Genomic DNA, 18,888 nt, shown 5'->3' with positions numbered 1-18,888 from the left:
ACAATGCGAAATATATCCGCCCGGCCGGCATATTTCGTTTGTCATCACATCAAATACGATTCACCCAAGGAAATCCTTGCATCCGGAGTGAAATTTTAGCAGTCTGCCTTCCGGTCAATTTTGTCGGGCGGTCATATTGCTTTTTCCGATACAATAATATAAAATTGCATGACTCATAAAAACTAAAGGAATGCTGATGCCATTTATGACAGAATCGACGGAACCAAACAGCCAGCCAAAGACGGATATAAAAACGGCGCGGGAAAAGCTTAAGAGAATCGTTGACGACAACAGCTTCAGCGAGCTTGACAGGAACCTGCTGCCGATCAACATTTTAAGATTTCCCGGCTACGACGAAAAGCTTAAAAAAGCCCGGGCCAGCAGCTCGGAGAACGAAGCCGTCATCAGCGGATTCGCCGCGATCAACAAGCAGCCCTGCATCATACTGATTTTCGAGCCGCTGTTCATGATGGGGTCCATGGGCTCCGTGGTGGGCGAGAAAATAACCCGCGCGTTCGAGCTGGCGATAAAGAAAAAGCTGCCGGTCATCACGATCACCGCTTCCGGCGGGGCCAGGATGCAGGAGGGCGTTTACTCCCTGATGCAGATGTCCAAAACGGCTTCCGCCGTTTACAGGCACAGCCAGCAGGGGCTTTTGTACATCTCCGTTTTAAGCAACCCCACGCTGGGCGGCGTCACGGCCAGCTTTGCCTCCCTGGGCGATATCGTCATTGCCGAGGAAAACGCCCAGATCGGTTTTACCGGCAAGCGTATCATCGAGGAGACGACGCGCACAAAGCTTTCCGATGATTTTCAGTCGGCCAGGTTCATCAAGGAACACGGCTTTGCGGATATGGTGGCCCAGGAGGAGGACCTGCGCCCGATACTCGCCAAGCTCCTGCAACTACATGCGTGAGGTTTTAAATGACAGCTATTGAAAAAAGCCTGAAACTGATCCGCCATAAGGACCGCCCGAACGCCGTCGATTATATCAATCACATCTTCCCGGATTTCGTGGAGCTCTGCGGCGACCGCCTGTCGGGGGACGACCCCTCTGTTGTGGGGGGCATCGCCTCCTTTCTCGGCCGCCCGGTGACCGTCATCGGTCAGGTCAAGGGGCGCACCCTGGAGGAAAATATAAAGTACAACTTTTCGATGAACAGGCCCGAGGGTTACAGGAAGACCCTCCGGCTCATGAAGCAGGCGGAGAAATTCCACCGCCCCGTGATCTGTTTCGTCGATACGGTGGGGGCTTATCCCGGCATTGAGGCGGAGGAAAACGGCCAGCACATCGCCATCGCCAACAACCTCATGTTGATGATGAATCTCCAGGTGCCGATCATCAGCGTGCTCATCGGCGACGGCGGCAGCGGCGGCGCCCTGGCGCTGTGCGCCGCCAACGAGATCGCGGCGCTGGAAAACGCGGTGCTGAGCGTGATTTCCCCAAAAGCGTGCGCGAATATCCTGTGGAAGGATTCCAGCCGCGATATCGAGGCCGCCCAGATGCTGAAGATGACGGCCAACGACCTGAAAAGCATGCGCATCATCGACGAGGTCATTCTGGAAACAAACCAGGGCGCCCACGATAATCCGTTCATCGTGGCTGAAAATATCCGGATGTATCTTGAAAAATGCCTCAACAAATATAAGAACATGCCGGTCAAAAAGCTTGTGGAGCTGCGGAACGAAAAATTCCGCAAAATCGGCGAATACGCCACGGCGTCCGAGCTGTAGCTTATCAATATAAATAAAGGGCTGCCCCAAATAGCTCCTGCGCCGCGCTCAGGTTGACAGGCTATTTGGGGCAACCCTTTTTACTTTCCCGCCGCGCCTTCCTGACCGGCGTCTTTTCTTTCACGATATTAAATGTATGACGACATGCATTATCCGAATCGATATTTTCATCGCCCCGTAGTGCGCCGGACGGCGCGCGATGCTATAATGGCTTCAACAGCCAAACAACGACGGAGGGATACATATGACAGACTTCAAGGGCAAAACCGCCTTTATCACGGGCGGGGCAAGCGGCCTGGGGCTGGGCATCGCCAAGGCTCTGGCCAAAGAGGGCATGAACATTGTGCTGGCCGATTTCCGGCAGGAGGCCATCGACGAGGCGCTGCCGGTCTTTAAGGAAAACGGCTGGCCGGCCCATGGGATTCTGCTGGACGTCACCAACCGCGCGCAGTTTGCCAAGGCGGCCGACGAGGCGGAAGCCGTGTTCGGAAAGCTCCACGTGCTGGTCAACAATGCCGGCATCGGGCTCCGGGAGGGCAAAATCTGGGAAGCCAGCTACGAGGATATGGACTTTGCCATCGATATCAATTACAAGAGCATTTTAAACGGCATCAAGACCATCGTGCCGCGTATTTTAAAGCACGGCGAGGGCGGCCACGTGGTCACCACCTCGTCCAAGAACGGGCTCATCCCCGTGCCGGGCATGGTGCTGTACAATTCAACGAAGCGCGCCGCCATGGCCATCATGGAGACGCTGGCCATCGACCTTGAGGGTACGGGCGTCGGCGCCAGCGTGTTCTGCCCCGGGCCGTACGCGACGAACCTGAACACGACGACGAACGCGCTCCGCACAAAGGTCCTGGGCGCGCCGTTCAAGCCCTTCAGCCCGTCCAAGCTGTCGAACGTCGACTTCCGCGCGCTGGAGCGGTCCCCCGACGAGGCCGGCGCGCGCGTCGTGCGCGGGATAAAGCGCGGCGACCTGTTCATCTTTACCCACGCGGAGTGGAAGGCGGGCTGGCTGGCCCACGCCAACGCCATCACCAGGGCGCTCCCCGACGAGGAGCCCGACGAGACCTTTATGCAGGTCTTCAGCCTGAACGTCCAAAACCCGATTTACGACACGCAGACCCAGGTGCCCGCGTATAAAAAAGACACCGAAAAAGCCTGAAGCTTTTACACTCAAAACAGCCGACCCGCGACGCCGCGGGTCGGCTGTTTTTTTGTTTTAAGCAAATCGAACAAAATAATATAAAACCTATTGACATTGTATGAATTAGGCGATATGATACGGAAAACATATTAAACATGTATGATTAGTCTTATACAATTGAAGTCCATTCCCGGGCTGCCGAGCCATCGGCAGCGCCGGGAAGCTTTCAAAAGGATGTTGTTGGGGGGCCTATGGGGATAAACAGTATTCTGGACCTGGTCGTCATATTCACCAAAGCCGCGCTGGTGACGCTGGAGGTGGCGCTCGCATCGATCGCGATCGCGCTCGTCATCGGGCTCGTCTGCGCCATCGTTTTGTACTTTGGGGTGCCGGTACTCAAAACCCTGATCAGGGTCTACGTCGTGTTTTTCAGAAACACGCCGTCGCTGATCCAGGCGTACTTCATATTTTACGGGCTGCCCAAGATTTTTATGGTGCTCGACAGCTTTACCTGCTCCGTCATCGTGCTGTCGCTCCTGGGCGGGGCGTACATGTGCGAGGCCATTTTCGCCGCCGTCAAGGCGATTTCAACGAACCAGAAGGAGCTGGCGCTGGCCATCGGGCTGTCGAAGCTCGATACGGTAAGGTATCTCATCCTGCCCCAGTCGATCTCCATCTCCATCGCCGCAATCAACAACAACGCCATCTTCCTGACCAAGGAGGTTTCCGCGATGAAGCTGATCCTGCTGCCGGAGATCGTATACCAGGCCTTCAGCATCATCAGCCTGCGCCCTGACCTGATCATCCCCGTCGCGCTGTTCATGGTCCTGTCCTATCTCGTGATCCTCATACCGATGACCTATGCTTTTTCCAGAGTGGAAAGGAGAATACGCTATGCAGAATTTGGGAATTGACAACATCCTCAAATCCTTCCCCCGGCTGCTGGACGGCATAGCGGTCACGCTCAAGATATCATTGATCGCGCTGGTGCTCTCCATCATCCTGGGGCTCATCCTCGGCATTGCGATGACGTCCAGAAGCAAGGTGCTTCTCGGCGTGCTGCGGACGTTTCTGGAGGCTTTCCGGCTCATACATCCGCTCATCTGGCTGTTTGTATTTTTCTTTGGCTCGGCCAACATCTTTCATATACAGATAGACAACGTGGCCGTGTCGATCCTGGTTTTCACGCTGTGGGGCGCGTTTGAAATCGGCGACCTGGTGCGGAGCTTTATCACCAGCCTGCCGAGGTCCCAGTACGAATCGAGCATGGCCCTGGGCCTTTCAAAAATACAGATGTACATATTTGTCCTGCTGCCCCAGATCATCGCCAGGACGACGCCCTCGATTGTCAACCTAGCCACGCGCCTCATCAAAACGACCACGCTCGTTTACCTGATCGGCGTGCCCGAAGTGCTGAAGGTCTCCCAGAGCATCATTCAGGTGACATATCTGAGAAATCCAAATAGCTACATTTCGTTTACGATGTATCTTTTCCTGCTGATCGTCTATTTCATCATCTGCTATCCCCTGTCGCTGTTTGAAAAATATCTGGAGAAAAAAGTTCTGGCGTAACGCCGGAGTTAGGGTGAATATATGCTTTTAAAGGTACAGCATCTTAAAAAATCGTTTGACGGCAATACCGTTTTAAAGGATATCAGCTTTGATGTGAAGAAAGGCGAGGTCATCGCCATACTGGGCCGCTCCGGCTGCGGCAAATCCACGCTCCTGCGATGTCTGAACGGCCTGGAGAAGATCGACAGCGGCGAGGTCTGGCTGGACGACGCGCTGATCACGGGCCCCGGCATGAGCTACAGGCACTGGAGCGAGGTGCGGAAAAAGATCGGGATGGTATTCCAAAGCTACGACCTCTTCCCGCATATGAACGTTTTGAGCAATATCACCCTGGGCCCCATGCGGGTGGAGAAGCGGAGCAAGGAGGAGGCCTCGAAGGAAGCCCTGAAGCTGCTGGAAAGAGTCGGCCTGCTGGAAAAGCAGTCGGCGTATCCGCGGGAGCTCTCCGGCGGCCAGAAGCAGCGCGTGGCGATCTGCCGGGCACTGTGCATGAATCCGGAGATCCTTTTGTTCGACGAGGTCACCGCCGCGCTGGACCCGGAGATGGTCCGCGAGGTGCTGGACGTGATCCGGGGCCTCCGCGACCAGGGGCTCACCATGCTGATCGTCACGCACGAGATGGCCTTTGCCGAAAAGGTGGCCGACGAGATCATTTATATGGAAAACGGCACCATCGCCGAAACGAACACGCCGGAAAGATTCTTCAGCGCCCCGAGCACCGTGGACGCGAGAAAATTCCTGAACCTGCAGGACGATTTCACTATTTGACCTTCACAAGACATTTTCTTCAGCCCTGTAAACCTGATTCACACATAAACGATCCGCTTCACGGCGGCGCCGGCAGGAGGGGGGATGGCAATCCGGTCGGGCGGATCGATCGGCGCCGCGCGTCAGGTCTGCGGTGTGTAAAGTCGTTATATCGAGCTCAGCGCGTTACTTATATTGCATTGTTATATTGAAAGGATGAAAAAAATGAAAAAGCTTTTAGCATTGGCTCTCACTCTCGTTTTAGCCGCCGCCCTGTTCGGATGCGCTTCAAGCACGCCGCCGGCCGGCGCATCGGCGTCCGCTTCCGCGCCCGCCGGGGGCTCGGGCTCCCTCGCCGCGATCAAGGCCGCGGGCACCATCCGGATCGGCATCTTCTCGGACGACGCGCCGTTCTGCTATCAGGACGCCGACGGCTCCTTCAAGGGCTATGACGTCGAGCTCGGCAAGCGCGTGGCGAAGGAGCTGCTCGGCGACGAGAGCAAAATCACCTGGGTGACGATGAACCCCGGCGACAGAGTCGCCTATCTGCAGTCCGACAAGGTCGACCTGATGCTGGCGGACTTTACGGTGACCGAGGAAAGAGCAAAGAGCGTGGACTTCACGCTGCCTTATGAAAAGGTCTCCATCGGCGTCGTCTCCAGCGAAAAAGCGCCCATCAATTCCGTCGACGACCTGAAGGGCAAAACCCTGGCCGTCAACACCGGCACCACGGCGGACGCCTATTTCACCCAGAATTACCCCGACGTCAAGCTGGTCAAGGTCGACGCCATCACCGACGGCTATCAGGCCCTCACCACCGGCAGGGCGGACGCCTTCGCGCAGGACAATACGCTGCTGCTCTCCTGGGCCAAGCAGAACCCCGGCTATGTGGTCGGCATCGACGAGCTGGGCAACAAGGACTACATTGCCGGCGCCGTCAAGCAGGGCGACACGGAGCTTTTAAACTACGTCAACGACCTGATCGAGGGCAAGCTCAAGGATGAGCAGTTCTTCCACAAGATCTACGACACCACGCTGAAGGACAGCTTCCCGGAGCAGTTCACCGCCGACCAGATCGTCGTCGAAGGCGGCGTCACACAATAACACCAACGCACAAATCGTCAAGAAAGGCTCGGGCGCACGCAAGCGCCCGAGCCTTTCTTTATATTTCCTCTTTATGTACCCTGACGCCCCATTGCGCCAGCTCCTTCAGTATCGGCATCAGATCGTCGCAGACGCCGGTGAGCGCGTATTCGACGCGCACGGGCATCTCCATATACTGCCGGCGGACGATAAGCCCGTCCTCCTCCAATTCCTTTAAGGAGCTGGCCAGCATGGTGTTCGTAATGCCGAAGATTTTGCGCTTCAGCTCGTTGTAGCGCGTGGTGCCGTCCTGATGGAGCGCGCATAATATGGGCAGCTTCCATTTCCCGCCGATGATCCTCAGCGCGCTCCCCAGCGGGCAGCGGTCCATGCAGGGGCACTTGTTTTTACATGGGACGGCGCACCGCACATCCTTATCAGTCATATTTTCCGCACCTGCTTATAATTTTCTGCGTACTTGAATCTCTTTTTTTGTGGTAGTAATATCGTACCAGATAGTTATTTGAAAGTAAATAGCTATCAATTACTTAAGGAGATGTAAAAATGATTATCAACGACGAAATCAAGGCTGTCATCGAGGGGTCGGCATTTATCACGCTTGTCACGGTGGGCGCGGACGGGACGCCGCATCCGATCATCGCCGGCAAGGGCGAGGTCTCGGGCGATCAGGTCATTTTCGGCATTTACAAGATGGAGGTCACGCAGAAGAACCTGAAAACAAACGACAAGGCGTGGATCGTCGGCGCCATGAAGGACGGCGGCCCCAAGGGCTATCGCCTCGCCGGCACGGCCAAAGCCGCCGGCAAGCAGCTCATCTTCACCGCGCAGACGGCGGACGCGATGATATAACCGCCACCGGAAAGCCTTGCGAGGCTCCCTTGGCTTTTCGGCAAACATTAAGCGGAGGATAACGTGGGTCGGCGTTATCCTCCGCTTGCGCTGTCTTATTTCCGCCATACCCCCGCCGATATGGCCTGTCTTGCAATTTGGCGGGCGGCGTGATATGTTTTTTAATAAATACGATTATTTAAAAAGCAGGTGTTTGCGGTGAAGAAAATCGGGATTATCGGCGGCAGCGGTCTGGACGACCCTAAAATTTTGTCAAACCCCAAGGAGCTCGCGATGGATACCCCCTACGGCAAAACCTCCGACAGGCTCGTCTGCGGCGCTATCGGCAATACGGAGGTCGTCATCCTGGCCCGGCACGCCAAGGGGCACAGCATCTCGCCCACAAGGGTGCCGTACAGGGCCAATATCTGGGCGCTGAAGGAAGCCGGGTGCACCGAGCTGCTGGCCACCACCGCCTGCGGCTCCCTGCGGGAGGAGCTCATGCCGGGCGACCTCGTTTTTATAGACCAGTTTATCGACTGGACAAAGCTCCGGACATTGACCTTCTTTGAGGACGAGGTGGTCCACACCGCCATGCCCGAGCCCTTTGACGCGGCGCTGCGGGCAAAGCTCGCCGCGGCGGCAGAAGCGCTGGGCTATAAATATCACGGCAAAGGGACCATGGTCACCATCGAGGGCCCCCGATTTTCCACCAGGGCGGAATCCAACATGTTCCGGCTCATGGGCGCGGACCTGATCAACATGTCCACGGTGCCGGAGGTGTCTCTGGCCAATGAGCTGAAGCTCCCCTACCAGTCCATCGCCATGGTCACCGACTACGACTGCTGGAAGGAAAACGAGGAGCCGGTATCGTACGAAATGGTCCTGAACAGGATGCGGGAAAACGCCGAGAAAGTCAAAAAGCTCCTCATTAAAATGGCCGAATGACAAGCAAACAGCCGGCTAGCTGTTGATTTATATCTGATTTTGTGTTGCAGCTTGATCATTTTTATTTTGTTTTCTCCAAAGGAGTAATTTATAAAGGAATAAAAACAGCTCAAATACCATGACAATCGCTGCGAAATCATGCGCAGCAAGAGCTCTGCTATACATCTTACCCCATAAAGACAAGGGAGATCCGGTAACAAACGGAAAATACATCATGACCTGGTATGGGAATACATAAATAAAGCTATTTAAAAAAATTAACACAAACTCCACGATAGTATATACGAGCGAAAATTTTAATTTATTGATATAAACAAGCGCTATCATAAGTGCAAGAAATAAAAGGCTGATCATCAGCGTATCAAGGAAGCCGAACCGTATGCTCAACCCAAAGAGAGATGTGAGCATATTGGCAGCAGTTTTGTACACATCATAAAATAAATACCATAAGTTTATTAAAACAACCCATAAGACCAAAAGTAAAACTTGTATTGAAATGACTTTTTTATTCATATAAGTATCCTTTATCAAAATTCATAACCTGTGGTGAAATTTCACCACAGGTTATCTTAATTTTACATTTACTAAGTTGTTGATGGATGTACATAAAAATTGATATTATTATTTGTTGTACCTTTTTTCTCAGTTATATAAACATTTGTTTGGATATAAGTTGATGAGACTGAAAGATTATAGTAATGATCGTCATAGCAAACTACTCCATATTGCCCTCCTATTTGCAGAGGTGTCGGTTCAAAATCATTTTGATAACCAGTATTATAACCATTGATAGAAGTATTATCAGGATTATACCATTTACCAAGTGCAATAACACTAACTTTTAAATATGTAAGACTTACGCTACTATCTGTAGTATCATATTCAGCAGTACCAGTATATAGTCTATAAAGATCACCAACATCGCTAGAACGAACACCGACATATATAGTACCTATTCCATGGCTTGAAAACGCACCAGTTGCTATACCGGTATTTGTAAATTTAAATTCGCCGGTTCCATATAGTACAATCGTGCTATAAATAGCTTCCGTTGAGCCATTTAGATAAGTTAATGTTTCAATAGGTTGCCTATCTTTAATTGTAAATTGAGTATATCCATTGTCTAATTTCTCAGCAGAAAAGTCGGCATATTGTTCGATCTCATGCAAATCTTGTTGTGTAAAAACAGACTTGTTTTTTAAGCTGCTATTAAATGAAAGTACGTCATTATGGACAGTACTTGATGCAACATTTTTTATATTATATAATGTTGCTATGGATGAATAACCCTCAATTGTATTAGATGCGGCATATGCAGGTAGCACTGGTATAAGGAAAATGAACGTAATCAACGCGATGGCTTTTTTTAAAGACTTTGCATTTAGTAAATTCTTCATCGTAATACATACCTTTCTTATATGTTTTATATGATACTTACAATATAATCCCATTGGATGAAAATGTCAACATCAAAATGTAAAATAGTTACATTAGCTTTAAATCGATTAAAAAGTATAATTCTAACCTTACTGAAGAATAGCGACTTTGCTTTGGTTGGCAGGACACATTAATCACATATATTAATAAATAACAAACAGCCGCCGTATCGCAGGATACGGCGGCTGTCCTTATTGCTTATCTACTTTACATAAACCTTTTTTATGTATTTCGAATTGCTGGAGGTCAGCAGGCCCTGATAATTGAGCCGGAAGGTGACCAGGTCGCCGACCTTGACGCGGTCCTCCGCGTTTGTGACGTCGATGATCAGATGGTCGCTGCTGCCGCCCAGGATACTGATGTTCGGGTCGGCGGGGATCAGGCCCTCCAGATTGACGTCCTGCTTCCCCAGGGCCAGGATCGCCCGGTCGCATAACCCCTTGTCCACGAAAACAGGCGTGTTGCCGAAAGCATCCTTTCCCGTTTCTCCGATAGGGACCGACGGCTTTGTTTTCACCTCGATGACCTCCGTCCTGAGCAGGAACGCGTCCTGATGCAGCCAGGGAATTTCGCGGTCATGTGTCGTATCCGTCCCCAAAAGGATGCCCTCGCCCACCCGCAGCTGGTTGACGCCGGCGGGCATGTCCCCGCTTTCCACCAGCTTCAGGGAAGATGTGCCGCCGCCGGAGACGATGTCGATAACGATGCCCGTTTTCTCCTCGATCTCCCGTTTCGTTTCAAGCAGCAGGTTGAGGTTTCGTATCGTGGGCAGAATACCGCCGTAGCAGCCCATGTTCGTGCCGATCCCGCGAATAATGACGCCGGGCAGCCCGGCCACCTTGACGGCCATGTCGGCCGCCTCCTCCGGCAGCACCCCTTCCCTGAGATCGCCCACGTCAATCATCAGGATGATATCGTGGTGGATGCCTTTCGTCACCGCCTTCTCCGACAGGGCCTTGATGACCTCGTACTCGGAATTGATGCTGCAGTCGGTATATGTCAAAACATCGTCGATAGAACTGAGCTGCGGGATTCTGAGGAGGGTTATGCTTTGTGAAAAATGCTGTTTTCTCAGGGCGATGACATGCTCCAGGCGCGAGTCGGCCAATTTTGTAATGCCGCCGAGCTGCATCGCCTTGACAATGCGCGGCAGCGCCGCAAAGCCTTTTGTAACGCCGAGGACCTCGATGTCCATCCCGGCGCATTTCTCCACGGTCCGCCGCGCGTTCTCCTCTATTTTGGTCAGATTGATTTCCAGGCAGGGCATATGCTTCATCACATTCACCTGCCTATTCCGTAACGCTTTTGCGGAGAATATATCTTTTCAGTCCCCCATACATCTTCTTCTCGCCGGCCAGCTCAAAGCCGCTGGCTTTCAAATTATTAATGCTCGCGGCATTGTCCGGCGAAACCGTGGCCAGCGCCTCCCGGGCTCCCAGCTCCCGGGCGATGGCGTCCTTCATGGTGATGAACAGCCGCTGCAGGCCGTAGCCCCGGTATTCGGGCGCAATAAAGGTCGTGTCATAGGTGACGCATTTCAGGCACTGCTCCCGGCTGTAGTCCAGATATAACCCCAGATTCCTGAGGCTGTTCGGATTGACGACCATCAGCGTAAACGCGATGAGCTTGCCGAAAAGATACGCGCCGATGCACACGTCGGTTTCCAGCGACTCGGAAAGCTCGTCCTCCGTCGAAAAGACGAAGATCTCTTTTGCGGTAATATTTTCATAAACCTCGCTCTGCAAAGCCATGATCTCTTCAAGATCGTCTTTTGCGCATAAACGAAATTTGATCGGCAGTTGCACCTTTTTATCTTTTTCAATGATAAAGGCCGGTTCTGAATAACGCTGCAGCAGCGTATCGAAGTTCTGGTTAAAATTTAACGCCATAAAATCCTCCTTTTCTTCTGTAAGTTCTGCTCGGTCACCGCCGGCGGCAAAAAGCAATAAGTGTAAGGTCAAACAAAAATAGGCAGCCCACTTCTTGGACTCCCCACCCCTGATAGCATAACTTAAATCCGGCATTGGCCGCCCAACCGAAGCAAAAGATTTTCTTAAATTTTATCACGCCGGCCGGGGGGGTGTCAATTAACACAGTATTGCAGATGTGTTAACTCGAAATTAATATTTTTTACATTTTACCATTTTATCACTTTTTACCAGAATCAAAATGTCGAAAACAGTCGTTATCCCGCAGGCTATACCGCTGTTTCCGACATTTTGCGCGAGCGCGGGCCCGGGAAGACCGGGTCCGCGGGTATTTTACAGCAATTTACAGATTTTTTGTTTTCAGCGCCCGCATCGCGTTCAACACCGCCAGAAGTGCCACGCCCACGTCGGCGAAGACAGCCTCCCAGATGCTGGCGAGCCCTCCGGCGCCCAGCGCCAGGACGACCGCCTTGACGGCCAGCGCAAAGATGATGTTCTGCCAGACGATCCGGCGCGTGCGCCGGGCGATTTTGATGGCGGCGGCCAGCCTGGACGGCTCGTCGTTCATGATGACGACGTCCGCGGCCTCGATGGCCGCGTCCGAGCCGACGCCGCCCATCGCCACGCCCACGTCCGCCCTGGCGAGGACGGGCGCGTCATTGATGCCGTCGCCGACAAAAACGAGCTTGCCGCCCCGCGCCTTGGCGGCCTCCAACCGCTCCAGCTCCGCCACCTTCCCGTCGGGCAGCAGCTCGGCGTGCACCTCGTCCAGACCCAGCTCCCTGCCGATCCTGTCCCCCACCGCCTTGCTGTCGCCCGTCAGCATCACGAGCTTTTTAACGCCGAGCTTTCTGAGCGCCGCAATGGCGCCCTTGCTGTCGTCCTTGACCTGGTCGGAGATGACGATGTAGCCCGCGTAAGCCCCGTCAACGGCCACATACACGATTGTGCCGGGCTCGCCGGCCTGCTCAAAGGGGATCTGCTCGCGCGCCATCAGCTTGTCGTTTCCCGCCACGATCAGCCGGCCTTTGGCGGCGGCCTTGATGCCGTGGCCGGAGATTTCGTCAAACTGGGAGATTTCTCCCCGGTCGATGTCCCTGCCGTAGGCCTTTACAATGGACAGCGCGATGGGGTGGGTGGAATAGCTTTCGGCATAGGCCGCGCTTTCCAGCAGGTCCGCCTCACCGACATTTTCCGCGCATTTGATACCGGTGACCTCGAACCGGCCTTTCGTCAGCGTCCCGGTTTTGTCGAACACCACGGTGTCCACACTGTTCAGCGCCTCCAGATAGTTGCTCCCCTTGACGAGGATGCCGCCCTTCGAGGCGCCCCCGATGCCGCCGAAGAAGCCCAGCGGAATGGAGATCACCAGCGCGCACGGGCAGGAGACCACGAGGAACACCAGCGCCCTGTTAATCCAGTCTGAAAAGGTCGCCCCGGGAACCGCCAGCGGGGGGACGAGCGCCAGCAGGACCGCCACGATGACGACGGCGGGCGTGTAATATCCGGCAAACTTGGTGATGAAATTTTCGGTTCTGGCCTTTTTGCTGCCGGCGTTCTGCACCAGCTCCAGGATTTTCGATACGGTGGACTCCCCGAATTCCTTTGTGACCTCTACGGTCAGCAGGCCGTTTTTGTTGATGGCGCCCGACAGGATATCATCGCCCGGCGCTACCTCCCGCGGGACGGATTCGCCGGTCAGGGCCGAGACGTCCAGCGCGGAGCGGCCCTCGGTCACCCTGCCGTCCAGCGGTACCTTTTCGCCCGGCTTTACAACGATCGTGTCGCCGATATGCACCTCGTCGGGGTCTGCGCGCACGAGCTCTCCGCCGGCCTTTAAATTGGCATAGTCCGGGCGGATATTCATCAGCGCGGCAATGGATTTTCTCGAACGGTTCACCGCCAGCTGCTGAAAGAATTCCCCCACCTGGTAAAAGAGCATCACGGCGACGCCCTCCGGGAACTGTCCGATGGCAAAGGCGCCGATGGTCGCCACGCTCATCAGGAAATTTTCGTCAAAAAGCCGCCCCCGGATAAGATTCCTGCCGGCCTTTAAGAGGACCTCCCCGCCGACCAGCAGGTAGCTGGCAAAAAACACGCCGAATTCCACCCAAAACGGGAAACTGAACAGCAGCGCCGCGGCGAACAGCACGGCGCCCACGCCGGCAAGATACAGCTTTGTCCTCTCCGTTTTTTCAGCTTCGGCCCGCGCGGCCGGCTGCGCCTCCGCAACGACGTCGATGCCGGACTCGACCTGCCGGGCAATCTCCGAGGCCTGCTGCACAATGCCGTCCAGCTCGCGCCTGCTGCGGGCGTTGATTATCAGCTTTTTCGAGACAACGTCCACGGAGGCGTCCGTCACACCGGGCAGGGCCTTAACTTTCTTTTCTATCAGCGCCGCGCAATGGCCGCAGTCCAGGCCCATCAGCACCAGCGCCTTCCGCGCCGGCTTCGAGATGACCTTTTCCTGCACCGTGACGGTCGGCTCGATATTCCTGATGATCTCGCCCGTATGGCGGACGATGCCGTCGATATCGTCCGCCCCGTCGGCGTCGATCGTCAGGGTCTTGGTGGCAAAATTCATCGCCGCCGCCCTGACGCCGCTCAGCTTTCGAACGCTGTCCTCAATGGCCGCGGCGCAGTGAGCGCAGTCCAACCCCTCGAGCAAAAGCTCTTTTCTCGCCTCGTTTGACATTTCCTCACGTCCTTCCGCAGTTTTATTCTTTGATATGCGTCAGTCCCTGGTCCAGAATCTGCCGGATATGCTCGTCGTCCAGCGAGTAATAGACGACCTTGCCGTCCTTTCGGTGCCTGACGAGCCGCGTCTGCTTCAAAACCCGGAGCTGATGGGATATGGCCGACTGCGACATACTGAGCAGCGCCGCGATATCGCACACGCACATCTCCGCCTCCGTCAGCGCCCACAGGATTCTGATTCTGGTAGAATCCCCAAAAACCTTAAAAAGCTCCGCCAGCTCAAAAAGATCCCCTTCCTCCGGCAGCTTGAGCCGCACCGCGCCGACAACATCCTCGTGGATGACATTGGAGGCGCACTTGTAAATATCGTTTTTATTGTCGTCCATCACTTGACCTCCACAGCTTTAATGAATATATGAGCAATTGTTCAACTGTTCTATTGCAATTATATGTCTCCGTCGGTGAATTGTCAATATACATATGAACAATTGTTCAAGTGTTGTTCTTATACTTGGTTATGTTTTTCACAAGAATACTGTTATAAATCGGCCGCCGCGCCGCATGCTAGATGCGAGAGGCGGTGATATAACTTGGCCGATTTTAAAAACGACCCGCAAGCGACGGGCTTCAGGTACAGCGATTTAACCGACGAAGATCTGAAAACGCTTTCAGACGCGGAGCAGAAGATCAGCAGAAACAACAGTTCAAATCGCGTTTTGATCGCCTATGATAACGTGTCCGCCACATAGCGGCACGCTTTCGGACATCGGCAGAACAATACAGGCGGCAGAAATGCCGCCTGTATTGTTCTGCTTTTCATCCGATCTGCTGAAATCTTACTTGAAAATCTCGCGCGGAAAGCTTATATTAGCAATTACAGGAAAGCTCGGCATCCGGGCGGGGAAAGCAAGCGCCGCAGCGGACAGGCATTCCGGAAATGTGTTATTAAAACGCGCTCAGCGCGGGAATGAGGATAACAATGGATAACTTAAAAGGAAAAGTCGCATTTATCACAGGAGCGGCCAGCGGCATCGGCCTCGGCATCGCCAAGGCCTGCGGCAGGGCCGGGATGAAGGTCGTCATCGCCGACATCCGCCAAAAGGCTATTGACGAGGTCCTTCCGTTCTTCAAGGAAAAGGGCTGGCCGGTACTCGGCGTTCAACTGGACGTGACGGACCGCGAGGCCTATGCCAAAGCCGCCGATGAGGTGGAAAGGATCTTCGGAAATATCCACGTGCTCATCAACAACGCGGGCGTCGAGGCCCCGATGGGTCCGGTCTGGAACAACACCTTCAAGGACTGCGATTTTATCTTCGGCGTCAGCTTTATGGGCGTTCTTAACGGCATCATCACCATCGTGCCGCGCATCCTCAAGCACGGAGAAGGCGGCCACGTGGTTTCAACGGCGTCCCAGTCGGGCCTTTATGTGGTCCCGGGCGCCGCTTTATACTGCGCGATAAAGGCCGGCATACTCGGCCTCATGGAGACGCTGGCGTCGGACCTGCGCGGCACCAATGTGGGCGCGTCGGCGTTTTGCCCCGGCCCCGTCGTCGGCAACCTCAGCGCCACGTCAAAAGAAGTCCGCCCGGACATCCTCCAGAACGACGGTCCGGCGGCCCCGCCCCTGCAGCGGAAAACCGAGGCTCCTTCCGGCGAGGCCCCCGATTTCAGCAAGCTGCTGATGTCGGCCGAGGAGGCCGGCGAGCGCGTTGTGCGCGGCATCAAGAGAGGCGACCTGTATATCCTCACGCACACCGAATTCAAAGAGAGCATGCAGCAGAAGACGGACGCGATCCTGCGCGCGTATCCCGATCAGCCGATGAACCCCGATTTCAGAAAGGCCTTCAGCTTCCTGACATACAACCCGGTCTATGAATCGCAGACCACGCCCGGCGCCCCGGACTGGGAATAACCGGAAAACAGTTATCGACAAACGCCCCCGGACGTGCTAGACTTGACTTAATAAATTTATAACTGGAGGAATGACCGTTATGGCACAGCCCAACTTTTTCGAGGTTTGGGGCAAGGAATCCCCGGAAACAATGCAGGCGTTCATGGACTTTGCGGGCAAGGTCCAGAACCAGGGCGGACTCGACGCAAAGACCTTCCAGCTCATCTACATCGCCCTCCAGGCCCAGAACGGCGCCGTCGGGTCGGTGGCGGGACACACGGCCTTTGCCAAAAAGGCGGGCGCCACCCGCGAGGAGGTCCGCGGCGCCGTGCTGACGACGCTGATGCTGGGCATCAACGGCGTGGCCGACTGCCTCACCGCCGCGCTGGAGGCCTACGACAACGCGCCCGCGTAAGCGTTTTTTATCAATTTGCTCTTGAATATTGCGCCGTCCCGTGATGTAATAATATCAAATCTGGATTGGCAGACAATCCCATAAAGTGGAGGTTTCACAAATGAAGGAAGTATGCGATTTTTTGAAAAAGGCCGGAACATATTATCTGGCGACAGTAGACGGAAATCAGCCCAAGGTCCGCCCCTTCGGCACGGCGGAGATTTTTGAAGACAAGCTGTACATCCAGACCGGCAAGGTCAAGGACGTGTCCAAGCAGATGAAGGCGAATCCGAAAATCGAGATCTGCGCCATGTTCGAGGGCAAATGGATCCGCATCGCCGCCACTGCCGTCGAGGACGACAGGGTCGAGGCCCGGCAGCACATGCTGGACGTCTATCCCTCCCTGCAGGGCATGTACAAGGCCGACGACGGCAATTGCCAGGTGCTCTACCTGAAGGACGCCACCGCCACCATCTCCTCCTTCACCGAGGCGCCCAAGGTCATCAAGTTCTGATCAAAATCCATCCATACGAAACGAGGCCCCGCGTTCGGCGCGGGGCCTCGTTTTGCTTATATTTGGCGCCTCAGGGCGCCTTGTATTTTCCCAGATACTCCATGTCGTACTCCAGGCCGAAGCCGGGCCGGTCGGGGATCTCATAAAACCCATTCGTCACGGGCGGCTGATTTGTGATGATCCTGCCCCCGGCCGGCGCGCCCTTCGATGCCGGAAAGACCTCCAGGTATAGTCCATGGGGCGCGGGGCTCAAAAGATGCGCGGAATACTGGGGCCAGAAATGCGGCGCCAGCTTCAAATTCCAGGCCTGAGTGAGCGCGGAGATTTTCAGCATCTCGGTGATTCCGCCGGCCCGGGTGACGTCAAACTGCAAAACGTCCGCCGCCTGTGCCAGCAGCAGGTCCCGGCAGCCGAACTTCGTATACTCGTTTTCGCCGGTGGCAATAGGTATGCCCGACGCTTCCCGCACCCGGCGGAGCCCCGGGATGTCGTCGGCATGGGTCGGCTCCTCAAAGAGGGCGAGCTTCAGGTCCGCCGCCGCGCGGGCAAAGCGGATGGCCGTGGCGGCATCGTAAATGCCGTTGGCGTCCACGATCAGCTCGATCTCGTCTCCAACGGCGCGGCGAACCCTTTCGACGCGGGACACATCCGCCCGGATGTTCTTCCCGCCGTCGTACCCGACCTTGATTTTCAGCGTTTTGTACCCGTCGGCCACGTACTCTATCGCTTTCTCCGCCACCTCAGCCTCCGGCATGGACAAAAAGCCCACGCTGGCATAGGCCGGGATTTTTCTCCTCGCGCCGCCCAACAGTCTATAGACCGGCTGCCCGAGAATTTTGCCCTTCAGGTCCCAGACCGCGATGTCGATGGCGCTCATGGCCAGCAGCGCCGCGCCCTTGCGGCCGGAGGACCGGATGGCCGCGAACATGCCGTTCCAGATATCCTCGCTGGCCAACGGGTCCCTGCCGACGACTTCCTCCTTCAGATTCCGCTGGATGTACTCGGCCACCGGCTCCGGAAATGTCATGCCGAAGCCGTCCAGCCCGTCCTCGGTTACGACCCGGACCACGACGTTGCCCGACGTTTTGAGGACAAAGCTCGAGTCGTACATCGGCGTCTCCGGGCGAAAAAGCGGCAGATATATCTCGATATCCCTGATCTTATGCGCCATGAACCATCCATCCTTTCCAATTCCTATATAATATCGTCCCCTTACACGCAGTGGCAGGCGACGAAATGGCCGTTCCCCACGTCGCGCAATTCAGGCGGGACCTCGGCGCATTCCTTTTTCGCCATGGGGCACCGGGGATGGAACGCGCAGCCGGACGGCGGATTCAGCGGCGTCGGCACGTCGCCGGTGAGAATGATCCGGCGGCGCGTCTCCTCCGCCACCGGGTCCGGCAGCGGCTGGGCCGACAAAAGCGCCCGGGAATAGGGGTGCAGCGTATTGGAATACAGCGCCGATGCGTCCGATAGCTCCACGATTTTGCCCAGGTACATCACAGCCACCCTGTGGCTGATATACTGCACGGCCAGCAGGTCGTGGGAAATAAACAGATAGCTGAGCTGCGGGTTTTTCGACTGCAGCTCCATCAAAAGATTTAGAATCTGCGCCTGCATGGACACATCCAGGGCCGATATCGGCTCGTCGCAGACGATGAGCGTCGGGTCCCCCGCCAGGGCGCGGGCCACCGCCAGCCGCTGCCGCTGCCCGCCCGAGAACTCGTGCGGATACCGGTCCATCATGTCCGGGCTCAGGCCGGACATGGTAAACAGCTCGGCGACCCTGTCGCCGTACTCCTTCTTGCTGCCGGTCAGCCGATGGATCTTCAAGGGCTCCCCGACGATGTCGCCGGAGTTCATGCGCGGGTTCAAAGAGCTGTAGGGGTCCTGGAACACCAGCGCCATCCTCCGCCGGAACTGGCGCAGCTGCGCTTCCGACGT

The 18,888-nt window shown here is 55.3% G+C and carries 22 protein-coding genes; 13 read left to right on the top strand and 9 right to left on the bottom strand.

The features are described from left to right. Positions 1–196 precede the first annotated feature (196 nt). The 7 genes from BUB60_RS17935 to BUB60_RS17905 all read left to right on the top strand — a co-directional run bounded on the left by BUB60_RS17935 (position 197) and on the right by BUB60_RS17905 (position 6,307). Complete coding sequence (locus BUB60_RS17935; RefSeq protein WP_207650778.1) at positions 197–916, top strand: acetyl-CoA carboxylase carboxyltransferase subunit beta; 720 nt, start codon at positions 197–199, stop codon at positions 914–916. An 8-nt stretch (positions 917–924) separates the two neighbouring features. Beyond that, the gene (locus BUB60_RS17930; RefSeq protein WP_073082424.1) at positions 925–1,734 is read left to right on the top strand and encodes an acetyl-CoA carboxylase carboxyltransferase subunit alpha; all 810 of its coding nucleotides are present in this window, start codon (positions 925–927) and stop codon (positions 1,732–1,734) included. A 244-nt stretch (positions 1,735–1,978) separates the two neighbouring features. Beyond that, complete coding sequence (locus tag BUB60_RS17925; RefSeq protein WP_073082421.1) at positions 1,979–2,902, top strand: SDR family NAD(P)-dependent oxidoreductase; 924 nt, start codon at positions 1,979–1,981, stop codon at positions 2,900–2,902. Between the two features lie 233 nt (positions 2,903–3,135). Beyond that, positions 3,136–3,798, top strand: a complete 663-nt coding sequence (locus tag BUB60_RS17920) for an amino acid ABC transporter permease (protein WP_073082418.1) — start codon at positions 3,136–3,138, stop codon at positions 3,796–3,798. After that, positions 3,779–4,456, top strand: a complete 678-nt coding sequence (locus BUB60_RS17915; protein WP_073082414.1) for an amino acid ABC transporter permease — start codon at positions 3,779–3,781, stop codon at positions 4,454–4,456. Before BUB60_RS17920 ends, BUB60_RS17915 begins: the two co-directional genes overlap by 20 nt. Positions 4,457–4,477: 21 nt before the next feature. Beyond that, positions 4,478–5,224 (top strand): amino acid ABC transporter ATP-binding protein, encoded by a 747-nt coding sequence (locus tag BUB60_RS17910; RefSeq protein ID WP_073082410.1) that lies wholly within the window; start codon positions 4,478–4,480, stop codon positions 5,222–5,224. Positions 5,225–5,428: 204 nt separating this feature from the next. Beyond that, positions 5,429–6,307 carry a transporter substrate-binding domain-containing protein gene (locus BUB60_RS17905; protein ID WP_200796652.1) on the top strand — a complete coding sequence of 293 codons (879 nt, stop codon included), beginning with the start codon at positions 5,429–5,431 and terminating at the stop codon, positions 6,305–6,307. Between the two features lie 58 nt (positions 6,308–6,365). Here the strand turns inward: BUB60_RS17905 and BUB60_RS17900 are convergent, their stop codons facing one another. After that, positions 6,366–6,731: a winged helix-turn-helix transcriptional regulator gene (locus tag BUB60_RS17900; protein ID WP_073082402.1), complete on the bottom strand. Its 366-nt coding sequence runs from the start codon at positions 6,729–6,731 to the stop codon at positions 6,366–6,368. A 119-nt stretch (positions 6,732–6,850) separates the two neighbouring features. On the opposite strand from BUB60_RS17900, the gene BUB60_RS17895 reads away from it, so the two are divergent. Together BUB60_RS17895 and mtnP are read left to right on the top strand one after the other, a co-directional pair. Beyond that, a complete protein-coding gene (locus BUB60_RS17895) occupies positions 6,851–7,156 on the top strand; it encodes a pyridoxamine 5'-phosphate oxidase family protein (RefSeq protein ID WP_073082399.1) in 306 nt (101 codons plus the stop codon). Between the two features lie 198 nt (positions 7,157–7,354). Further along, on the top strand, positions 7,355–8,083 hold the full coding sequence (mtnP, locus tag BUB60_RS17890) for an S-methyl-5'-thioadenosine phosphorylase (protein ID WP_073082396.1): 729 nt from the start codon (positions 7,355–7,357) through the stop codon (positions 8,081–8,083). A 27-nt stretch (positions 8,084–8,110) separates the two neighbouring features. Here the strand turns inward: mtnP and BUB60_RS17885 are convergent, their stop codons facing one another. The 6 genes from BUB60_RS17885 to BUB60_RS17865 form a co-directional block, all read right to left on the bottom strand. Then, positions 8,111–8,596, bottom strand: a complete 486-nt coding sequence (locus BUB60_RS17885; RefSeq protein ID WP_073082393.1) for a hypothetical protein — start codon at positions 8,594–8,596, stop codon at positions 8,111–8,113. A gap of 71 nt (positions 8,597–8,667) precedes the next feature. Continuing rightward, a complete protein-coding gene (locus tag BUB60_RS19915) occupies positions 8,668–9,480 on the bottom strand; it encodes a hypothetical protein (RefSeq protein WP_143162409.1) in 813 nt (270 codons plus the stop codon). 242 nt (positions 9,481–9,722) lie between these two features. Next, complete coding sequence (locus BUB60_RS17880; RefSeq protein WP_073082390.1) at positions 9,723–10,796, bottom strand: alanine/ornithine racemase family PLP-dependent enzyme; 1,074 nt, start codon at positions 10,794–10,796, stop codon at positions 9,723–9,725. A gap of 13 nt (positions 10,797–10,809) precedes the next feature. Continuing rightward, positions 10,810–11,409 (bottom strand): GNAT family N-acetyltransferase, encoded by a 600-nt coding sequence (locus tag BUB60_RS17875; protein WP_073082388.1) that lies wholly within the window; start codon positions 11,407–11,409, stop codon positions 10,810–10,812. A 382-nt stretch (positions 11,410–11,791) separates the two neighbouring features. Further along, the gene (locus BUB60_RS17870) at positions 11,792–14,143 is read right to left on the bottom strand and encodes a heavy metal translocating P-type ATPase (RefSeq protein ID WP_073082385.1); all 2,352 of its coding nucleotides are present in this window, start codon (positions 14,141–14,143) and stop codon (positions 11,792–11,794) included. A 22-nt stretch (positions 14,144–14,165) separates the two neighbouring features. Then, positions 14,166–14,531: an ArsR/SmtB family transcription factor gene (locus BUB60_RS17865; protein ID WP_073082381.1), complete on the bottom strand. Its 366-nt coding sequence runs from the start codon at positions 14,529–14,531 to the stop codon at positions 14,166–14,168. A gap of 204 nt (positions 14,532–14,735) precedes the next feature. Between BUB60_RS17865 and BUB60_RS20255 the strand changes: the two genes are divergently transcribed. From BUB60_RS20255 to BUB60_RS17850, 4 genes are all read left to right on the top strand, one after another. Next, complete coding sequence (locus tag BUB60_RS20255; protein ID WP_159435462.1) at positions 14,736–14,894, top strand: hypothetical protein; 159 nt, start codon at positions 14,736–14,738, stop codon at positions 14,892–14,894. Positions 14,895–15,124: 230 nt separating this feature from the next. Further along, complete coding sequence (locus BUB60_RS17860) at positions 15,125–16,057, top strand: SDR family NAD(P)-dependent oxidoreductase (RefSeq protein ID WP_159435461.1); 933 nt, start codon at positions 15,125–15,127, stop codon at positions 16,055–16,057. Positions 16,058–16,136: 79 nt separating this feature from the next. After that, positions 16,137–16,451, top strand: coding sequence for a carboxymuconolactone decarboxylase family protein (locus BUB60_RS17855; RefSeq protein WP_073082373.1), 315 nt, complete (start codon positions 16,137–16,139; stop codon positions 16,449–16,451). A 100-nt stretch (positions 16,452–16,551) separates the two neighbouring features. Beyond that, the gene (locus BUB60_RS17850) at positions 16,552–16,944 is read left to right on the top strand and encodes a pyridoxamine 5'-phosphate oxidase family protein (protein WP_073082371.1); all 393 of its coding nucleotides are present in this window, start codon (positions 16,552–16,554) and stop codon (positions 16,942–16,944) included. Positions 16,945–17,014: 70 nt separating this feature from the next. Here the strand turns inward: BUB60_RS17850 and BUB60_RS17845 are convergent, their stop codons facing one another. Beyond that, positions 17,015–18,115, bottom strand: coding sequence for a mandelate racemase/muconate lactonizing enzyme family protein (locus BUB60_RS17845; protein WP_073082367.1), 1,101 nt, complete (start codon positions 18,113–18,115; stop codon positions 17,015–17,017). A gap of 41 nt (positions 18,116–18,156) precedes the next feature. After that, on the bottom strand, positions 18,157–18,888 hold a 732-nt coding region (locus BUB60_RS17840), incomplete at its 5' end, for an ABC transporter ATP-binding protein (protein ID WP_073082364.1).

The sequence above is a fragment of the Sporobacter termitidis DSM 10068 genome (assembly GCF_900130065.1).
GTDB classification, from domain to species: domain Bacteria; phylum Bacillota; class Clostridia; order Oscillospirales; family Oscillospiraceae; genus Sporobacter; species Sporobacter termitidis.
This window is presented reverse-complemented; position numbering and strand designations above follow the sequence as displayed.

What these genes read in the sequence shown, in the direction of transcription:
- BUB60_RS17935 (WP_207650778.1), top strand. Translation starts at nt 197, where the DNA reads ATGCCATTTATGACAGAATCGACGGAACCAAACAGCCAGCCAAAGACG.
- BUB60_RS17930 (WP_073082424.1), top strand. Translation starts at nt 925, where the DNA reads ATGACAGCTATTGAAAAAAGCCTGAAACTGATCCGCCATAAGGACCGC.
- BUB60_RS17925 (WP_073082421.1), top strand. Translation starts at nt 1,979, where the DNA reads ATGACAGACTTCAAGGGCAAAACCGCCTTTATCACGGGCGGGGCAAGC.
- BUB60_RS17920 (WP_073082418.1), top strand. Translation starts at nt 3,136, where the DNA reads ATGGGGATAAACAGTATTCTGGACCTGGTCGTCATATTCACCAAAGCC.
- BUB60_RS17915 (WP_073082414.1), top strand. Translation starts at nt 3,779, where the DNA reads ATGCAGAATTTGGGAATTGACAACATCCTCAAATCCTTCCCCCGGCTG.
- BUB60_RS17910 (WP_073082410.1), top strand. Translation starts at nt 4,478, where the DNA reads ATGCTTTTAAAGGTACAGCATCTTAAAAAATCGTTTGACGGCAATACC.
- BUB60_RS17905 (WP_200796652.1), top strand. Translation starts at nt 5,429, where the DNA reads ATGAAAAAGCTTTTAGCATTGGCTCTCACTCTCGTTTTAGCCGCCGCC.
- BUB60_RS17900 (WP_073082402.1), bottom strand. Translation starts at nt 6,731, where the DNA reads ATGACTGATAAGGATGTGCGGTGCGCCGTCCCATGTAAAAACAAGTGC.
- BUB60_RS17895 (WP_073082399.1), top strand. Translation starts at nt 6,851, where the DNA reads ATGATTATCAACGACGAAATCAAGGCTGTCATCGAGGGGTCGGCATTT.
- BUB60_RS17885 (WP_073082393.1), bottom strand. Translation starts at nt 8,596, where the DNA reads ATGAATAAAAAAGTCATTTCAATACAAGTTTTACTTTTGGTCTTATGG.
- BUB60_RS19915 (WP_143162409.1), bottom strand. Translation starts at nt 9,480, where the DNA reads ATGAAGAATTTACTAAATGCAAAGTCTTTAAAAAAAGCCATCGCGTTG.
- BUB60_RS17880 (WP_073082390.1), bottom strand. Translation starts at nt 10,796, where the DNA reads ATGAAGCATATGCCCTGCCTGGAAATCAATCTGACCAAAATAGAGGAG.
- BUB60_RS17875 (WP_073082388.1), bottom strand. Translation starts at nt 11,409, where the DNA reads ATGGCGTTAAATTTTAACCAGAACTTCGATACGCTGCTGCAGCGTTAT.
- BUB60_RS17870 (WP_073082385.1), bottom strand. Translation starts at nt 14,143, where the DNA reads ATGTCAAACGAGGCGAGAAAAGAGCTTTTGCTCGAGGGGTTGGACTGC.
- BUB60_RS17865 (WP_073082381.1), bottom strand. Translation starts at nt 14,531, where the DNA reads ATGGACGACAATAAAAACGATATTTACAAGTGCGCCTCCAATGTCATC.
- BUB60_RS17860 (WP_159435461.1), top strand. Translation starts at nt 15,125, where the DNA reads ATGGATAACTTAAAAGGAAAAGTCGCATTTATCACAGGAGCGGCCAGC.
- BUB60_RS17855 (WP_073082373.1), top strand. Translation starts at nt 16,137, where the DNA reads ATGGCACAGCCCAACTTTTTCGAGGTTTGGGGCAAGGAATCCCCGGAA.
- BUB60_RS17850 (WP_073082371.1), top strand. Translation starts at nt 16,552, where the DNA reads ATGAAGGAAGTATGCGATTTTTTGAAAAAGGCCGGAACATATTATCTG.
- BUB60_RS17845 (WP_073082367.1), bottom strand. Translation starts at nt 18,115, where the DNA reads ATGGCGCATAAGATCAGGGATATCGAGATATATCTGCCGCTTTTTCGC.